Source organism: Allocatenococcus thiocycli (assembly GCF_921292965.1).
Classification (GTDB): domain Bacteria; phylum Pseudomonadota; class Gammaproteobacteria; order Enterobacterales; family Vibrionaceae; genus Vibrio; species Vibrio natriegens.
Genome location: NZ_CAKLCK010000002.1, coordinates 74,704 through 90,738, shown reverse-complemented (window position 1 = coordinate 90,738; position 16,035 = coordinate 74,704). Strand labels below are relative to the sequence as shown.

General features: G+C 45.1%; 16 protein-coding genes. 9 read left to right on the top strand and 7 right to left on the bottom strand.

Features of this window, described 5'->3' with window-relative positions; genetic code table 11:
- Window positions 1-9: 9 nt before the first annotated feature.
- The 4 genes from L9Q40_RS02160 to luxS all read left to right on the top strand — a co-directional run bounded on the left by L9Q40_RS02160 (window position 10) and on the right by luxS (window position 5,796).
- Complete coding sequence (locus L9Q40_RS02160; protein WP_498791799.1) at window positions 10-2,853, top strand: M16 family metallopeptidase; 2,844 nt, start codon at window positions 10-12, stop codon at window positions 2,851-2,853.
- A gap of 156 nt (window positions 2,854-3,009) precedes the next feature.
- Entirely contained in the window at window positions 3,010-4,578 is a 1,569-nt protein-coding gene (gene gshA / locus L9Q40_RS02155; RefSeq protein ID WP_498791798.1) for a glutamate--cysteine ligase, read from the top strand.
- Window positions 4,579-4,602: 24 nt separating this feature from the next.
- On the top strand, window positions 4,603-5,208 hold the full coding sequence (locus L9Q40_RS02150) for a transglycosylase SLT domain-containing protein (protein ID WP_014232963.1): 606 nt from the start codon (window positions 4,603-4,605) through the stop codon (window positions 5,206-5,208).
- Between the two features lie 69 nt (window positions 5,209-5,277).
- A complete protein-coding gene (gene luxS, locus L9Q40_RS02145; RefSeq protein WP_498791797.1) occupies window positions 5,278-5,796 on the top strand; it encodes an S-ribosylhomocysteine lyase in 519 nt (172 codons plus the stop codon).
- A gap of 84 nt (window positions 5,797-5,880) precedes the next feature.
- On the opposite strand, the gene L9Q40_RS02140 is transcribed toward luxS, so the two are convergent.
- Window positions 5,881-7,158: an HlyC/CorC family transporter gene (locus L9Q40_RS02140; protein WP_014232961.1), complete on the bottom strand. Its 1,278-nt coding sequence runs from the start codon at window positions 7,156-7,158 to the stop codon at window positions 5,881-5,883.
- A 118-nt stretch (window positions 7,159-7,276) separates the two neighbouring features.
- The gene (locus tag L9Q40_RS02135; RefSeq protein ID WP_498791796.1) at window positions 7,277-8,071 is read right to left on the bottom strand and encodes a cytochrome C assembly family protein; all 795 of its coding nucleotides are present in this window, start codon (window positions 8,069-8,071) and stop codon (window positions 7,277-7,279) included.
- 224 nt (window positions 8,072-8,295) lie between these two features.
- On the opposite strand from L9Q40_RS02135, the gene ffh reads away from it, so the two are divergent.
- From ffh to rplS, 5 genes are all read left to right on the top strand, one after another.
- Window positions 8,296-9,678 (top strand): signal recognition particle protein, encoded by a 1,383-nt coding sequence (ffh, locus tag L9Q40_RS02130; protein ID WP_014232959.1) that lies wholly within the window; start codon window positions 8,296-8,298, stop codon window positions 9,676-9,678.
- A gap of 208 nt (window positions 9,679-9,886) precedes the next feature.
- Window positions 9,887-10,135 carry a 30S ribosomal protein S16 gene (rpsP, locus tag L9Q40_RS02125; RefSeq protein ID WP_005379962.1) on the top strand — a complete coding sequence of 83 codons (249 nt, stop codon included), beginning with the start codon at window positions 9,887-9,889 and terminating at the stop codon, window positions 10,133-10,135.
- Window positions 10,136-10,165: 30 nt separating this feature from the next.
- Complete coding sequence (gene rimM, locus L9Q40_RS02120) at window positions 10,166-10,714, top strand: ribosome maturation factor RimM (RefSeq protein ID WP_014232958.1); 549 nt, start codon at window positions 10,166-10,168, stop codon at window positions 10,712-10,714.
- A gap of 27 nt (window positions 10,715-10,741) precedes the next feature.
- On the top strand, window positions 10,742-11,503 hold the full coding sequence (trmD, locus tag L9Q40_RS02115) for a tRNA (guanosine(37)-N1)-methyltransferase TrmD (protein ID WP_014232957.1): 762 nt from the start codon (window positions 10,742-10,744) through the stop codon (window positions 11,501-11,503).
- Window positions 11,504-11,543: 40 nt separating this feature from the next.
- Window positions 11,544-11,897 carry a 50S ribosomal protein L19 gene (rplS, locus tag L9Q40_RS02110; protein ID WP_005379971.1) on the top strand — a complete coding sequence of 118 codons (354 nt, stop codon included), beginning with the start codon at window positions 11,544-11,546 and terminating at the stop codon, window positions 11,895-11,897.
- A 313-nt stretch (window positions 11,898-12,210) separates the two neighbouring features.
- Here rplS and yacG read toward each other — a convergent pair whose 3' ends face one another.
- The 5 genes from yacG to L9Q40_RS02085 form a co-directional block, all read right to left on the bottom strand.
- A complete protein-coding gene (yacG, locus tag L9Q40_RS02105; protein ID WP_014232956.1) occupies window positions 12,211-12,405 on the bottom strand; it encodes a DNA gyrase inhibitor YacG in 195 nt (64 codons plus the stop codon).
- Window positions 12,406-12,478: 73 nt separating this feature from the next.
- Window positions 12,479-13,219: a cell division protein ZapD gene (zapD, locus tag L9Q40_RS02100; RefSeq protein ID WP_014232955.1), complete on the bottom strand. Its 741-nt coding sequence runs from the start codon at window positions 13,217-13,219 to the stop codon at window positions 12,479-12,481.
- A 26-nt stretch (window positions 13,220-13,245) separates the two neighbouring features.
- Window positions 13,246-13,860, bottom strand: a complete 615-nt coding sequence (coaE, locus tag L9Q40_RS02095; protein WP_014232954.1) for a dephospho-CoA kinase — start codon at window positions 13,858-13,860, stop codon at window positions 13,246-13,248.
- Window positions 13,861-14,730 (bottom strand): prepilin peptidase, encoded by an 870-nt coding sequence (locus L9Q40_RS02090; protein ID WP_243974794.1) that lies wholly within the window; start codon window positions 14,728-14,730, stop codon window positions 13,861-13,863.
- A gap of 67 nt (window positions 14,731-14,797) precedes the next feature.
- A complete protein-coding gene (locus L9Q40_RS02085) occupies window positions 14,798-16,021 on the bottom strand; it encodes a type II secretion system F family protein (RefSeq protein WP_498791795.1) in 1,224 nt (407 codons plus the stop codon).
- Window positions 16,022-16,035: the final 14 nt, after the last annotated feature.

The window sequence follows — 16,035 nt, the reverse complement described above, 5'->3', positions numbered from 1 at the left end:
GGAAAGTACATGAGAATGTTTTGGGTTAGCGCGTGTTCACTGCTCGTGATCACGGGTTGTGCATCACAATCCCCTGTTTCTTCACTGCCAGAGGGGATCACTTTCGTAGAGTCATCACAAGCGGAAGAAGGCAAAGTTAAAATCCCATACCAAAAATACAAGCTTGATAACGGATTGACCGTCATTCTCGCACCAGAAGATTCAGATCCGCTGGTGCACGTTGATATGACTTATCATGTTGGTTCTGCCCGTGAAGAAATCGGTAAGTCTGGGTTTGCGCACTTCTTTGAGCACATGATGTTCCAAGGCTCAGAGAACGTAGGTGACCAAGAGCATTTCAAAATCATCACTGAGGCTGGTGGTACACTCAACGGGACAACCAACCGAGACCGCACTAACTACTTTGAAACTGTACCAGCCAATCAGCTAGAGAAAATGCTTTGGCTCGAATCTGATCGCATGGGTTTCTTGCTTGACGCAGTTTCACAGCATAAGTTTGAAATTCAACGCTCTACGGTTAAGAACGAACGTGCTCAACGTTACGATAACCGTCCATATGGTTTGATTTGGGAACGCATGTCAGAAGCGTTATATCCTGAAGGCCACCCTTACTCATGGCAAACAATCGGTTATGTGGAAGATTTAGATCGCGTTGATGTGAATGATCTGAAAGCCTTTTTCTTGCGATGGTATGGCCCAAATAACGCCACGCTGACGATAGGTGGTGATCTGGATGTTGAAAAGACGCTGGCTTGGGTTAACAAGTACTTTGGCTCTATTCCTCGTGGTCCAGAAGTTGAGAATGCAGCAAAACAACCAGCAACGCTGACCGAAAGCAAATACATTACGTTAGAAGATCGTATTCAGCAGCCAATGGTGATGATCGCGTGGCCAACGACTTACGATGGTGAAGCAAGCCAAGCGTCACTGGATACCTTATCCGAAGTACTTGGTGGCGGGACCAACAGCTTACTTTATCAAGATCTGGTGAAAACCCAGAAAGCGGTTGATGCAGGTTCATTTCATGATTGTGCGGAGCTGGCATGTACCTTCTTTGTCTATGCGATGGGAGACTCTGGCGACAAGGGCGATTTATCTAAGCTGTACCAAGACCTGGCTCAGTCTTTAAATAAATTTGCTGAAACCGGTGTAACGGAAGATCGTTTGGAACAGCTCACTGGTAAGGCAGAAGCCGATGCGATTTTTGCGTTGCAAAGTGTCAAAGGTAAAGTGACTCAGTTAGCCTCTAACGAAACGTTCTTTGGCCAGCCAGACTTAATTGAAAAGCAGCTAGAACAAATTCGAGCCGTGACCCCGGATTCCGTTGATAAAGTTTACCGTGACTTTATTCAGGGTAAGTCTAAAGTGACGCTTAGTGTGGTACCGACGGGTAAAACGGATTTGGCTGTCAAACCAGCAACGTTTGTTACGCCTGAGCGCACACTCCCTGAATACAAAAAGATCACTGATGATCAACTCGCTTACCGCCGAGCGACGGATGATTTTGACCGTTCTGTTCAGCCACCAATGGGTGAGCCGGTGAAAGCCACTATGCCGGACTTATATGATGTCCATTTCGACAATGGTTCTGAGCTTCTAGGCGCTGTGAGCGATGAAACGCCTACCGTTATGATGCAATTCAGCCTGCCTGCAGGCACGCGTTATGTGGAGAAAGGCAAAGAAGGGTTGGCACAGCTCACCGCATCAATGCTTCAGGAAGGCACGACGAAACGCACTATGGAAGAGATTCAGGCTGAGATCGATAAACTGGGCAGTGTTATTTCCGTCGATGCAACCGGATATACCACCAATATCAGTGTTTCTGCTTTGGAGAAAAACCTAGCGCCAACCTTAAAGATCGTCGAAGAGATGTTGCTGTCTCCTGCTTTCAAACAAGAAGACTTTGAACGCGTGAAACAGCAAGCGCTGGAAGGACTGGTTTATGAGCATCAAAGCCCAAGCTGGATGGCTTCACAAGCAAGCCGTCAGGTACTTTACGGTGATTCCATTTTCGCTCGCCCTAAAGACGGTACTCAAGCGGGGATGAAAGCTCTGACACTCAATGATATCCGCGAGTTTTACACAACGCACTACACGCCACATGGTGCTCAGATCACGGTTGTCGGCGATGTGAGCAAACAAGATATCGAGCAAAAGTTAGCGTTCTGGGCGAACTGGCAGGATGATGCAGCACCGCTGTACGCACCACAAAGTATACCTGCACTGGGTAAGCAAAAAGTTCACCTTGTGGACAAACCGGGAGCGCCGCAAAGCGTAGTTATGATGGTCCGTCAAGGCGTGCCATACGATGCGACGGGGGAGTTTTTCCTAGGTCAGTTGGCTAATTTCAATTTATCGGGTAACTTCAATAGCCGCATCAACCAAAACTTACGTGAAGACAAAGGGTACACGTATGGTGCGTATGGCTATTTCTCTGGTAACCCTGAAACTGGATCTGTTGTATTTACCGCACAAGTCCGTGCTGATTCGACCGTTGCTTCAATTATAGAGATGAAAAATGAACTGAATGAATTCTCTCAAGCTGGTATGACGGATGATGAGTTGAACTTTATGCGTCAGGCGGTGGGGCAAAAAGATGCTCTAAAGTATGAAACTCCGACACAAAAAGCGGAGCTCATCAGTAACATCTCTAAATACAACCTCGATAAAGACTATCTTCAGCAGCGAAATGCGATTGTAGAAACAGTGGACAAGCAGACACTAAATACATTGGCACAGAAGTGGTTTGACCCTAATGATTATCAAATCATTGTAGTTGGCGATGCTAAATCACTTCGCCCTCAATTAGAAAAGTTGGGGAAAGACGTAGAAGAGCTTGAAATCATTCGATAGAGTACACATCTAATAGCGGAGGGCGTGCTCTCCGCTATACATCTAGATAAGTGACTTTTCATGGGTTCTTTATCTAGATGAACTGAATATCAATAACTTAGCTTTCACTTGCTTCGGATGGCAAGTGGCCTGCTCCTAACATAAGCGAACCTCATTTTGACTGATTTTGCTGCGCGACTGGAAAAAGTTGCATCAAACCCAGAAGTATTTAAGCAGTTTGGACGCGGTGTTGAGCGTGAAACTTTACGCTATCGTCAGGATGGACAGCTAGCAACAACACCTCATCCAGAGGGTTTGGGCTCAGCGTTCACGAACCAATGGATTACTACGGACTTTTCTGAGTCACTATTGGAGTTTATCACTCCGGTTTCTCATGATATTCCGGAGCTAATGGCCCAACTGAAAGATATCCACCACTTTACTCAAACGAAAATGGGTGAAGAAAAAATGTGGCCACTTTCGATGCCATGTTATGTCGCCAGTGAAGAGAATATTAATCTCGCACAGTATGGTTCCTCTAACTCAGCACGAATGAAAACACTCTACCGAGAAGGGCTAAAACGCCGTTACGGGAGTTTGATGCAGATCATCTCAGGAGTGCACTTCAACTTCTCATTCCCTGAATTGTTTTGGGATGCCCTGTATGGCGAGCAGGATGAAGAAGCTCGTCAGGAAACGAAATCTGATGCGTACTTTGCCCTAATTCGTAATTACTATCGTTTTGGTTGGATGATTCCATATTTCTTCGGTGCTTCACCTGCGCTGTGTGGATCGTTTATTCAGGGGCGGGAAACGGATTTGCCGTTTGAAAGTTTGGGTGGCACTTTATTCCTGCCGAAATCGACTTCTTTGCGTCTGAGTGATCTCGGATACACGAATAATGCACAGAGCACGCTAAAAATAGGCTTTAATAGTATTGATCAGTACCTAGAAGGTTTAAGTGATGCTATTCGTCGTCCGTCAGAAGAGTTTGCAAAAATTGGCGTGAAAGTGGATGGTGAGTACCGTCAACTTAACTCGAATATTTTGCAGATTGAGAACGAATTGTACGCGCCAATTCGCCCTAAACGCGTGGCAAAAAGTGGAGAGAAACCATCAGAAGCATTGAAGCGTGCTGGCGTTGAATATATTGAAGTTCGCTCTCTTGATGTAAACCCATTCAGCCCTGTAGGTATCACAGAAGAGCAAGTCCGTTTCTTAGACCTGTTCCTGACCTGGGCAGCCTTGTCTGATTCAGAACCGATGGATAACTGTGAGCTGGAGTGCTGGCGTGATAACTGGAACAAAGTCATTGTTTCTGGTCGTGAAAAAGGCTTGATGCTTCAGATCGGTTGCCAAGGTGAGCGCCTGCCTCTGCAAGAGTGGGCACATCGTGTGTTTGCCGAGCTACGCCAAATTGCCGTGATGATAGACGAGGTAACTGGTGGTAGTGCTTACCAACAGGTTTGCGATAAGCTAACTGGCTGGATTGAGGAGCCTGAATTGACGACTTCTGGTCAATTGTTGGAACTGACCAAGGAGTTGGGCGGCTTAGGTAAAGTAGGTTGTTCACTTGGTATGAAGCATCGTGAAGATAACCTGAATCACGGCTACCAGCATTACTCACAAGAAGTGATGGAACAGGAAGCGTTAGCATCGGTTGAAAAACAAAAGCAAGCAGAGCTAAGTGACACGATGTCTTTTGATGACTTCCTGGAAGACTATTTTTCTTATTTAAAACAATAACAGAGTAGTAAGGATTGGGTGGGATTGAATATTAAGCCTCTGGTTGTATCGGTGTTAGGTAGTGTGTTGCTCGCAGGATGTGCGACGGCACCACCACAGCAGCAAGATAATCTATGTGAGATATTCCGCGAAAAATCTGGCTGGTATGATGATGCAAAAGATATGGAAGAAGAGTGGGGTACTCCGATCCATGTCGCAATGGCGATTATCAAGCAAGAGAGCGGATACCGACACGACGCAAAACCACCCAAAGATTATGTGCTGGGCTTTATCCCCTGGGGTAGAGTCAGTAGCGCATATGGCTACGCTCAGGCGCAAGATCCCGCCTGGGACGATTTTCAGGATTCGACCGGGCAAGGTGGCTCGCGTACTAACTTTGATGACGCTATGATGTTTGTCGGTTGGTATACCCACGAAACCCGTCGCCAGCTTGGTATCTCTTTATGGGACCCATATAACCAGTATCTTGCCTATCATGAAGGGAGAGGCGGTTATCAGCGCGGAACCTATAAAAGGAAACCTAGCTTAGTTAAAGTCGCGAGACGTGTAGAACAAACCGCGAAGAATTATGGCTGGCAGCTGAAACAATGTCGTCAGGAACTGGAAGACAACAGCAGCTGGTTCTTTTAACCCTAATAGGGATAAACAGAAATCAAACCAATACCGTAAGGTGTTGAGATTACAATCAGGAGAGATGTAATGCCTTTACTCGATAGTTTTACTGTGGATCACACTCGTATGAATGCACCTGCTGTGCGAGTCGCGAAAACCATGCAAACCCCAAAAGGGGACACCATTACTGTCTTCGATTTACGCTTTACTGCACCAAACAAAGATATCCTTTCAGAGAAAGGCATCCATACACTAGAGCACCTTTACGCCGGCTTTATGCGTAGCCATCTAAACGGTGACAGCGTTGAGATCATTGATATTTCGCCAATGGGATGTCGTACTGGCTTCTACATGAGCCTGATCGGCACGCCTTCAGAGCAACAAGTCGCGGATGCTTGGATTGTATCAATGGAAGATGTACTGAAAGTCGAAAGTCAGAACAAAATCCCTGAGCTGAATGAATACCAATGTGGCACTGCGGCAATGCACTCACTGGATGAAGCAAAGCAAATTGCGAAAAACATTCTGGATGCGGGTGTGTCAGTGAATAAAAATGATGAGCTAGCTCTGCCTGAGTCGATGTTAAAAGAACTGCGTATCGACTAAGACCTGAGTTGTCTTATCAAATAATTTAACGAAAAGAGCCTGACAATGTCAGGCTCTTTTTATGTATCTGTAAACAGATTACTTTTAGTTACTGCCTTTCTTCCGTTTAGGGTAGACGCGAACTAACTTAATTCGGTTCTCTTCAATCTCGACAATTTCCATCGGATGTCCGGACACTTGCACGCTCAGGTGACTTTCGGGAATGTCTTCTAAGTGCTCTAAGATCAAGCCGTTTAGTGTACGAGGACCATCAGTCGGCAGATGCCACTTCAGACCTTTATTGATGTCACGGATATTGGTGCTGCCTTCGATTAAGAAGCTGCCATCCCCTTGCGGGCTGATTTCATCAGATAAGCTTGGTGAGATCGAAGTGGTAAACTCACCGATGATCTCTTCCAGGATATCTTCAAGCGTTACCAAGCCAATAATGTCACCATACTCATCAACGATAAGGCCAATGCGCTGTTTATTGCGCTGGAACTTCAACATCTGCACGTTTAGAGGGGTCCCTTCGGGAATGTAGTACACCTCATCAGCCGCACGCAGTAATGTCTCTTTGGTGAACTCGTTCTTTTCAAGCATCAGGCGGTAAGCCTCACGCAAACGTAGCATGCCGACCACTTCATCGATTTGATCGCGGTAAAAAACGATACGGCCATGTGGTGAGTGCGTTAACTGACGAACGATAGACTTCCAGTCGTCGTTGATATCGATACCGGTAATTTCATTACGTGGCACCATAATATCGTTTACCGTGACGTGCTCAAGATCTAGGATGGACACCAGCATATCTTGGTGGCGACGAGGGATAAGACCGCCGGCTTCATTTACAACCGTGCGCAGCTCTTCTGAACTGAGGTGATCTTCCACAGAGTGATCAGCCTTTACCCCAAGCAGACGAATAAAGCCATTGGTAATGAAGTTTACAAGCAGCACAAGTGGTGAAAGTAACTTCATCAGAATGGTCAACAGAATGCTGCTGGTATAAGACACGCGCTCTGGATACAAAGCGGCAATAGTTTTTGGCGTCACTTCGGCAAACACCAAAACCACCATGGTGAGCGCACCAGTCGCAATCGCCACACCCATGTCACCGTAGAGGCGCATGCCGATAATAGTCGCAATTGCAGAAGCGAGGATGTTCACAAGGTTATTGCCGATAAGAATAAGACCGATCAGGCGATCCGGACGGTCCAATAATTTTTCGACACGCTTTGCTCCCTTATGCCCATTTTTGGCTAAGTGTTTCAAGCGATAACGGTTCAGTGACATCATCCCTGTTTCTGAACCGGAAAAGTAACCTGATATGACGATAAGACACGCGAGTAGCGCAAATAAGATACCCGTAGATATGTCGTCCAAAACGTTGCTGTTCCTTGTAAGTATTGGGTTATTTTTAAAAGCTATGTAGAACTGTTAAGTCATAGATTTACGGTACTGTATTTGATTTAACTTTGAATATAAAGGGCTTGTGGACGCCTTAATTCAAAATGATCTCTTTTACAAAGCGGCTGCCGAAATAAGCCAGAGTGAGTAATGTGGCTCCCGCAACGGCAAACCAGGTCACTTTTCTTCCGCGCCAACCTTTTTGATAATGGCCCCACAGTAATACTGAATAGACCACCCAAGCAATGAAAGAAAGAATGGCTTTATGCGCTTTTCCTTCCGCGAACATATCTTGAACAAACATGTAGCCAGTAATAAGCGTAGCCGTCAGAAGCAAATTACCAATCAAAATAATTTTAAACAACTGACGTTCAACCATGAGTAATGGCGGTAAATTAGGGTTGATTGCCAGAGACTTTTTGGTTTTCAGTTTGTGGTCCAGCCAAGCGAGTTGCAGCGCATACAACGCACCAATACTCAGAGTGGCATAAGAAAACAGAGCAAAAGAAATATGAATGAGTAGCTTAGGATCGTTTTCTAAATGCTTGATGAAGGTGCTTGGTAAAAAAGCCGCGGCAGATAAGTTGATGGCAGCAAAGCTATAAACAACAGGCAACAGAAACCAAAGCCGGTTCTTTAGCATCGCAACGCTCATCACCAGAGAGATGATGAAACTGATAAGAGAGGCGACATTAAGAATACTAAAGTTCTGACCAGAACCATCGAGGATCAGATCACTCAATAACCACGCATGGAAAACAAGCGCACAGGCAGCGCTGGCAAATACGGTTTTTGCTTTGATGACTGACTGCTGTGAAAGTCCTGGTATGATCGTCGCAATCGCTAATACGTAAAGTATGGCGGCCGCGATGGCAATTACGCTATCCATGAATCCTAAATGTTGTTGTGCACAATAGAGAAATTATACCTTGCATTACTCTTTGCGGCTACGCTCTATGCGACAACAATCGCGATAGATGAGATATTGAAATTAATAAGTTACCCCTCCATATAGAAATAGAGACAATAATAGAGCAGCGGTACGGGTATGACTCAGACCTTGGCTAAGGTATACTCACACTAATTAATCGCCATTTTAGCGAAGAGACAAAGATGTTTGAGAATTTAACGGATCGATTATCCAAAACGCTGAAAAATATCAGTGGCAAAGGTCGTCTGACAGAAGACAACATTAAAGAAACCCTACGTGAAGTGCGAATGGCACTCTTGGAAGCGGACGTTGCGCTTCCTGTTGTTCGTGAATTTGTAAACCGCGTTAAAGAAAAAGCGGTTGGTGTAGAAGTTTCTAAATCTCTGACTCCGGGTCAAGAGTTTATTAAGATCGTTCAAGGCGAACTTGAAGCTGTAATGGGTGAGTCTAACGAAGCTCTGAACCTAGCCGCTCAGCCGCCAGCAGTGCTTTTGATGGCAGGTCTACAAGGTGCGGGTAAAACCACATCGGTAGGTAAGCTATCCAAGCTGTTAAAAGAGCGTGATAAGAAGAAAGTACTGGTTGTGTCTGCCGACGTTTACCGTCCTGCGGCGATCAAACAGCTAGAAACACTGGCATCAGACATTGGTGTTGATTTCTTCCCGTCCTCACCAGACCAAAAGCCTATTGATATTGCGAACGCAGCAATCGACCACGCGAAGAAGAAATTCTACGACGTTCTGATTGTCGATACCGCTGGTCGTTTGGCGATTGATGAACAGATGATGGGTGAGATTAAAGATCTTCACTCTGCGATTAACCCTGTCGAGACACTGTTTGTTGTTGATGCAATGACAGGTCAGGATGCGGCGAATACCGCTAAAGCCTTTGGAGATGCACTGCCACTTACGGGTGTGATTCTAACCAAAGTTGATGGTGACGCACGTGGTGGTGCGGCGCTATCGGTTCGTCATATCACGGGTAAACCAATCAAATTCCTAGGTGTTGGTGAGAAAACTGACGCACTGGAACCCTTCCACCCAGACCGCGTAGCATCACGTATTCTTGGCATGGGTGACGTTCTGTCTTTGATTGAAGACCTGCAACGTAACGTTGACCAAGAAAAAGCAGAAAAACTGGCGAAAAAGTTCAAAGAGAAGAAAGGCTTCGACTTAGAAGACTTCCGTGAACAGCTAGGCCAAATGCAAAACATGGGCGGCATGATGGGCATGATGGATAAACTTCCAGGCATGTCTCAGCTACCTGACAATGTCAAAGATAAAGTCGATGACAAGATGTTTAAGCAAATGGAAGCGATCATCAGCTCTATGACGATGAAAGAGCGTCAACGCCCAGAAATCATCAAGGGTTCGCGTAAGAAGCGTATTGCTGCAGGTTCAGGTGTGCAGGTTCAGGACGTAAACCGTCTGCTAAAACAGTTCACCCAGATGCAGAAAATGATGAAGAAGATGCAAAAAGGCGGCATGAAAGGCATGATGCGCAACATGCAAGGCATGATGGGTGGCATGGGCGGAGGTGGTGGTTTCAACCCATTTGGTCGATAATCACTCGCTCACACTATAGTTTCAGGGTGTTAGCTACATCACAAACTTTAATTTCAATTTATGTTGGTGAAAAAGTAACTAAATCCCTTGCATTGCTCCGGCATAAGAGTAAAATTCCGGAGCTTTATTTTGGCACGAGCCCCAAATTGTTCATTTATTGAATGGTTCTTGGGGTTAATTTTATTTTTGAGAAAGCAAAGAGGACGACATGGTAACCATTCGTTTGGCACGTCACGGCGCTAAGAAGCGTCCATTTTATCAAATCGTAGTAGCGGACAGCCGCAACGCTGCAACTGGCCGTTTCATCGAGAAAGTTGGTTTCTTTAACCCAACTGCTAAAGGTCAAGAAGAAGGTCTACGTCTAGACCTAGACCGCGTTAACCACTGGGTTGGTCAAGGCGCGTCTGTATCTGACCGCGTTGCTAAGCTAGTTAAAGACGCTCAAAAAGCGGCTTAATTTTTTACTGTTAGAAGTAGAAACTAGTTTATGTCGATGAAAGGTAAAGAAACAATGAGCAACGAAAAGATTGTTGTAGGCAAGTTTGGTGCTACTTACGGCATTCGAGGTTGGCTTAAGGTTTTTTCCTACACAGACAATGCTGAAAGCATTTTCGATTACAGTCCTTGGTACATTAACCAAAAGGGCACATGGGTTGAGTACAAAGTAGAAAGCTGGAAGCGCCATAACAAAGGTATGGTGGCTAAGTTGGAAGGCATGGATGTTCGTGAAGACGCGCATTTAATGACGAACTTTGAAATTGCTATTGACCCTGCGGTACTACCTGAATTGTCAGAAGATGAGTTCTACTGGCGTGAATTGTTTGGGATGCAAGTAGTAACCACTAAAGGTTACGATCTGGGTGTCGTTACTGACATGCTAGAAACTGGCTCAAACGATGTTCTGGTTGTTAAAGCAAATCTTAAAGATGCTTTCGGGCAAAAGGAACGATTAATCCCGTTCCTTGAAGAGCAAGTGATCATTAAAGTTGATCGCGAAGCTCAACGGATCGAAGTTGACTGGGATCCTGGATTCTAATCTCCAAAATTACAGAGCGAGATAAACATGTGGGTTGGCGTTATTAGCCTTTTTCCTGAAATGTTCCGTTCTGTTACTGATTTTGGAGTAACAGGTCAAGCGGTTAAAAAAGGTCTTTTGTCGATTGAGACTTGGAATCCTCGAGATTTCACTCACGACAAACATCGAACTGTCGATGACCGACCTTACGGTGGTGGCCCTGGTATGTTAATGATGGTTCAGCCTTTGCGCGATGCCATTCATACCGCTAAGCAAGCCTCACCGGGTAAGACGAAAGTCATTTACCTCTCTCCTCAAGGTCGCAAGCTCGACCAGCAAGGGGTTGAAGAACTGGCAACCAATGAGAATTTACTTCTTATTTGTGGCCGTTATGAAGGGGTAGATGAGCGCATCATTCAATCCGAAGTCGACGAAGAATGGTCGATTGGGGATTTTGTGATGACGGGTGGCGAGATACCAGCCATGACGTTAATTGATTCAGTTTCTCGGTTTATACCGGGAGTGCTGGGAGATTTCTCGTCAGCAGAAGAAGATTCTTTTGCTAATGGTTTGCTAGATTGCCCTCACTATACGCGTCCTGAAGTATTGGATGGCAAAGAAGTACCAGCGGTACTGATGTCAGGTAATCACAAGGACATTCGTCAATGGCGACTCAAGCAGTCGCTGGGCCGAACTTGGCTAAGAAGACCAGAGCTCCTGGAAAACCTAGCTCTGACTGACGAACAGGAACAATTACTTGCCGAGTTTGTTAATGAGCATAAAGCCGTTAACGAACAGAATGCAAAGTAACCTAATTTATTTAGTATCAGTTTATTCTAGGAATTTTAAAATGAGTAACATCATCAAAGCTCTTGAAGAAGAGCAAATGAAATCAGACCTACCTAAATTTGCACCAGGTGACACTGTTGTTGTTCAAGTTAAGGTAAAAGAAGGTGACCGTGAGCGTCTACAGGCTTTCGAAGGCGTTGTAATCGCAATCCGTAACCGTGGTCTACACTCTGCTTTCACTGTACGTAAGATCTCTAACGGTGAAGGTGTTGAGCGTACGTTCCAAACACACTCTCCAATCGTTGATAGCATCGAAGTTAAACGCCGTGGTGCAGTACGTCGTGCCAAGTTGTACTACCTACGTGAGCGTTCTGGTAAGTCTGCTCGTATCAAAGAGAAACTTGCTAAGAAGTAATGCTATAACTAGCGTTCTCATTAAACGGAGTCCTTTTGGGCTCCGTTTTTTTATTTCTGGGTTTAAGCTGGTTGTATTTCACTATAGCTGTGTCGGCGGTACTCATTTACTGGCGTAAACTCCGTTCCTTCTCCTTGCTATAGTAAAATACACCTTCGCTTAATCCTCTGAAATTAAGCCGAATTGCAGATAGAAAGGCGTTAAACCAGGAGAGAAAGAGAACTGCTTTTCGACAGGCAATAAAAAAGTTGACGCTCTCACGCCAACTTCCTCAATCTTTAGAACCTAGAACCTAGAACCTAGAACCTAGAACCTAGTATTGATCTTCTGACCAGCCGTCACTGTCTGACATGTCTGGCGCGCCAGCAATGGCATTCTCTTCGTCTGCCCATTCACCAAAATCAATCATCTGGCATTTTTTGCTACAAAATGGTCGGTGAGGGCTTTGCTCTCCCCATTCTACGTCGGCTCCACATTGAGGGCATTGAACGATAGTAATTTTAGACATGGGTTGGTTCTCTGAATTAACAATGTTTCTCGAATAGAGAGGAATAATGAAATAGTAGTTGAGTGAGATTCGGCTAGCTACATACCGCTAATTCAAACTCGACATCTTGAGTGCAAGCTTGACCACTTTCAAACGACATAAACTTAATCGCAAAGCGGTTTTTATGACCTGAAATCATTGGGTAGACGCCGTGCTCCATAGGTATATGAAGTCTCAGAATATTCGCTTCATCAGCATCGCTCTGGAAGAAGCCCGCACGGCCGATTTGAGCTTTAAATTGCCCGGTTTCTCGGGTTAACTTTAGCCATAAGTTCAACGCATCCGAAAGCGGCTTCAAGCTATCCAGCCATTTTTGTGCATCCTGCTTTTTACGATCAAGTGGTAAATGCAGCCAGTAGTGCAAAGCGGGTAAATCAAAACAACAAGAACCACCAGGCAGATTAAACCTTTGTCTGATCGAGCTTAAGAATCGATCATCTTTCAGTGCCTGACCAAACCTTTCAGCGCGCATTAATTGTTTGTGCACCACATCGATGTCATTGAGTAAGGATGTCAGTGCCTCTTGATCGACACCTTCTACATGGAGCCAATGTCGATAACTCAAACGCTGTTTTTCAAGATCTTTGGCCAGTTCACTTTTCAGTTGTAGTTGCTCGAAAATCTCAACCATATCAAACAACGCACGGAAAAATAGCTGGTACTGATGATTTTCAGCAAAGCCAGAAGCCAAGTGAGCCTGACGCAGCAGAGACTCTACTCTTAGATAAATACGAGTTTTCTCATTTAACGGATGTTCAAATTTGTGCGTGGTCATCGACATAAGCCTTGGTGAGTTTCATTCTAATTTTGCAGATTTTTCTTACACATGGCTAGGTACTTTTCATGCAAATCTGTGATTTGAAGCAAAAGATCTTGGTCATCCGGGTTATTTTTAACCACATCGTCTGCCATATCGAGCCTTTGCTGTCTTGATGCCTGGGATACAAGTATCGCACGGGCTTGTTCTTCGCTGACATTATCACGTTTCATCGTACGCGATATTTGCGTTTCAGGATCGACATCCACCACCAGAACACGGTCACACAGGCTTTCTAATTGGTTCTCTACCAGTAGCGGCACAACCAAAAGCGCATAATCAGAGGTGACTTGCTGTAAGTCTTCTACCATTTTTTCGCGAATGATCGGGTGCAGTAGCTTATTAAGCCAGTCTTTTTCATCTGGGTTCGAAAAAATTTTCTCTCTTAACTTTGCCCGATCGAGCATTTGATCGTCACGAACAATATCGCTACCAAAGTGCTCAATAATTGCTGTCAGTCCCGGTGTTCCGGGCTCGACGACTTCTCTTGCAACAATATCTGCATCAACGATGTCGATTTTAAATTGCTGCTTGAACAGATTCGCCACGGTGGTTTTACCGCTAGCGATACCGCCTGTTAAGCCAATAACCAAAGCCATTTACGCTCCTAGAATTGATGTGAAATACCAATTTAGAATTTGATCACCCCAGAGTAAACTTACCCATCCGGCAATCGCTAAGTAAGGACCGAAAGGGAAGGCCTTTTCGATCCCTTTCTTCTGCAATCGTAGCTGAATTATTCCAAATATGACGCCTACGATGGAAGAAAGCAAAATGATCATTGGTAAAGCTTGCCAACCCAGCCATGCGCCAAGCGCGGCGAGTAGCTTAAAGTCGCCATAGCCCATGCCTTCCTTGCCTGTGAGCAATTTAAAGCCCCAATAAACAGACCAGAGACATAAATAGCCAGCGATTGCACCGATCACGGCATCTTGCAGACTAACAGGACTGACTTCGAACAATGCTAGAGCAATGCCAGCCCAAGTTAATGGCAATGTTAATTGATCGGGCAGCAGCATGGTATCGAGATCGATAAACGTCGCTGCGATCAGAATGAAAGTAAAGAATATTAGCGCAATAGTGAAATAGCTGAATCCAAAATGAAACGCAACATAGCCAGAGCAGGCTGCCGTCAGTATTTCTACAAGTGGGTATCTGGCGCTGATTGGGGCGCTACAGTTGTGGCATTTACCTTTAAGAAGTAGCCAACTGATAACCGGGATGTTATCGCGAATGCGAATCGGAGTACCGCACTGTTGGCAAGAGGAGCGGGGTACGCTCAATGTGAGTACTTCTTTAGGTGATTCAATATTGTATTCAGGAAAAGACTCAGCACATTCACGGCGCCATTCCAGCTCCATGATTTTTGGAAGTCGATAGATAACGACATTGAGAAAACTTCCCACGATCAAACCAAAAACCACGGCGAATACAACGAATAACCATGGGTAGTACTGAAATACTTCCATATTTGTCTCTTGAGCGGTGCATCAAACGGCAAGGTGCTGTTTTAATGATTAATTTACAGCCTCCATTTTAGCCTAATACACTCATTAAGTTAAAGATTGGCAGGTACATTGCTGTCACTAATCCACCAACGACCACACCAAGAAAAACGATAATCAGTGGTTCAAGAATCTTACTTAAGTTATCGACGGTGTTATCTACTTCGAATTCATAAATAGTTGCGACTTTATTGAGCATCTCATCAAGCCTGCCTGATTCTTCTCCAATCATCACCATTTGTAGCACTAATTCAGGGAAAACATCGCAGTTACGCATCGCGACATACATTGGCATACCAGCGGCTGTATCACGATAGACCTCTTCTACTGCCAGCTGATAGTGCAGGTTTCCTGATGTTTTGGAGGTGGTTTTTAAACTGGTTAGGATTGGGATACCAGCACTGAAGCTGGTGGCCAGGGTTCGGCTAAATTTAGCAATCGCAGCCTTGGACAACACAGCGCCAAGAACGGGAATTTTCAATATGGCTCGATCCATCATCAAGCGAAAAGAATCAGAACGTTTGACCAGTATTCTTGCTGATATAATTAGGCTAAGTGTCCCAAGAGCGATAAATGAACCCCAATTTTGCATCCACGCAGACAAGTCCAGTACTTGTCTGGTGAACCAAGGTAAATCTGCACCAAACCCAGAAAACATTTTTTCAAACTCGGGGATAACTTGAGTGAGCATGAGATAGGACACGCCGAGCGCAACCAACATAACCATGGCTGGGTAGATCAGGGCTTTGATGACTTTCGCTCTGAGTTCCTCACTTTTTTCACGATAAGTGGCCAGTCGTTCAAAGACTTCTGCCAGATTGCCTGACAGTTCTCCGGTTGCGATGAGGTCAGTATAAAGTGCGTCAAAATGTGTGCTGGCCGTGCGCATTGCTTTCGACATCGGCGTGCCCGCTTCAACCGCTCGAGTTACGCTCATCAAAATAGATTTCATTTCGGCTTTTTTATGGTTATTGGAAACCAGTTTCAAAGCCTGAACGAGTGGGACACCGGTGACCAGCATGGTAGAGATTTGTCGAGTGAAAACGGTGATGTCTTTGCCTTTTACGCGATGACTCAGTTTGGTTAAAAAAGAAATACTGCTTTTTTTGAGCTTTTTGATTTTTATGTGCTGGGCGTTGAGTCGTTCACGTACTTCCACTTCGCTCATGGCCAGCGTTTGCCCAGAAGTTTTTTTCCCTGAGCTATTAATGCCTTTCCAGCGGAAGTTTTTTAGTTGTGGGGTCGTCGTTTTCATAGGCTAAATGGCTG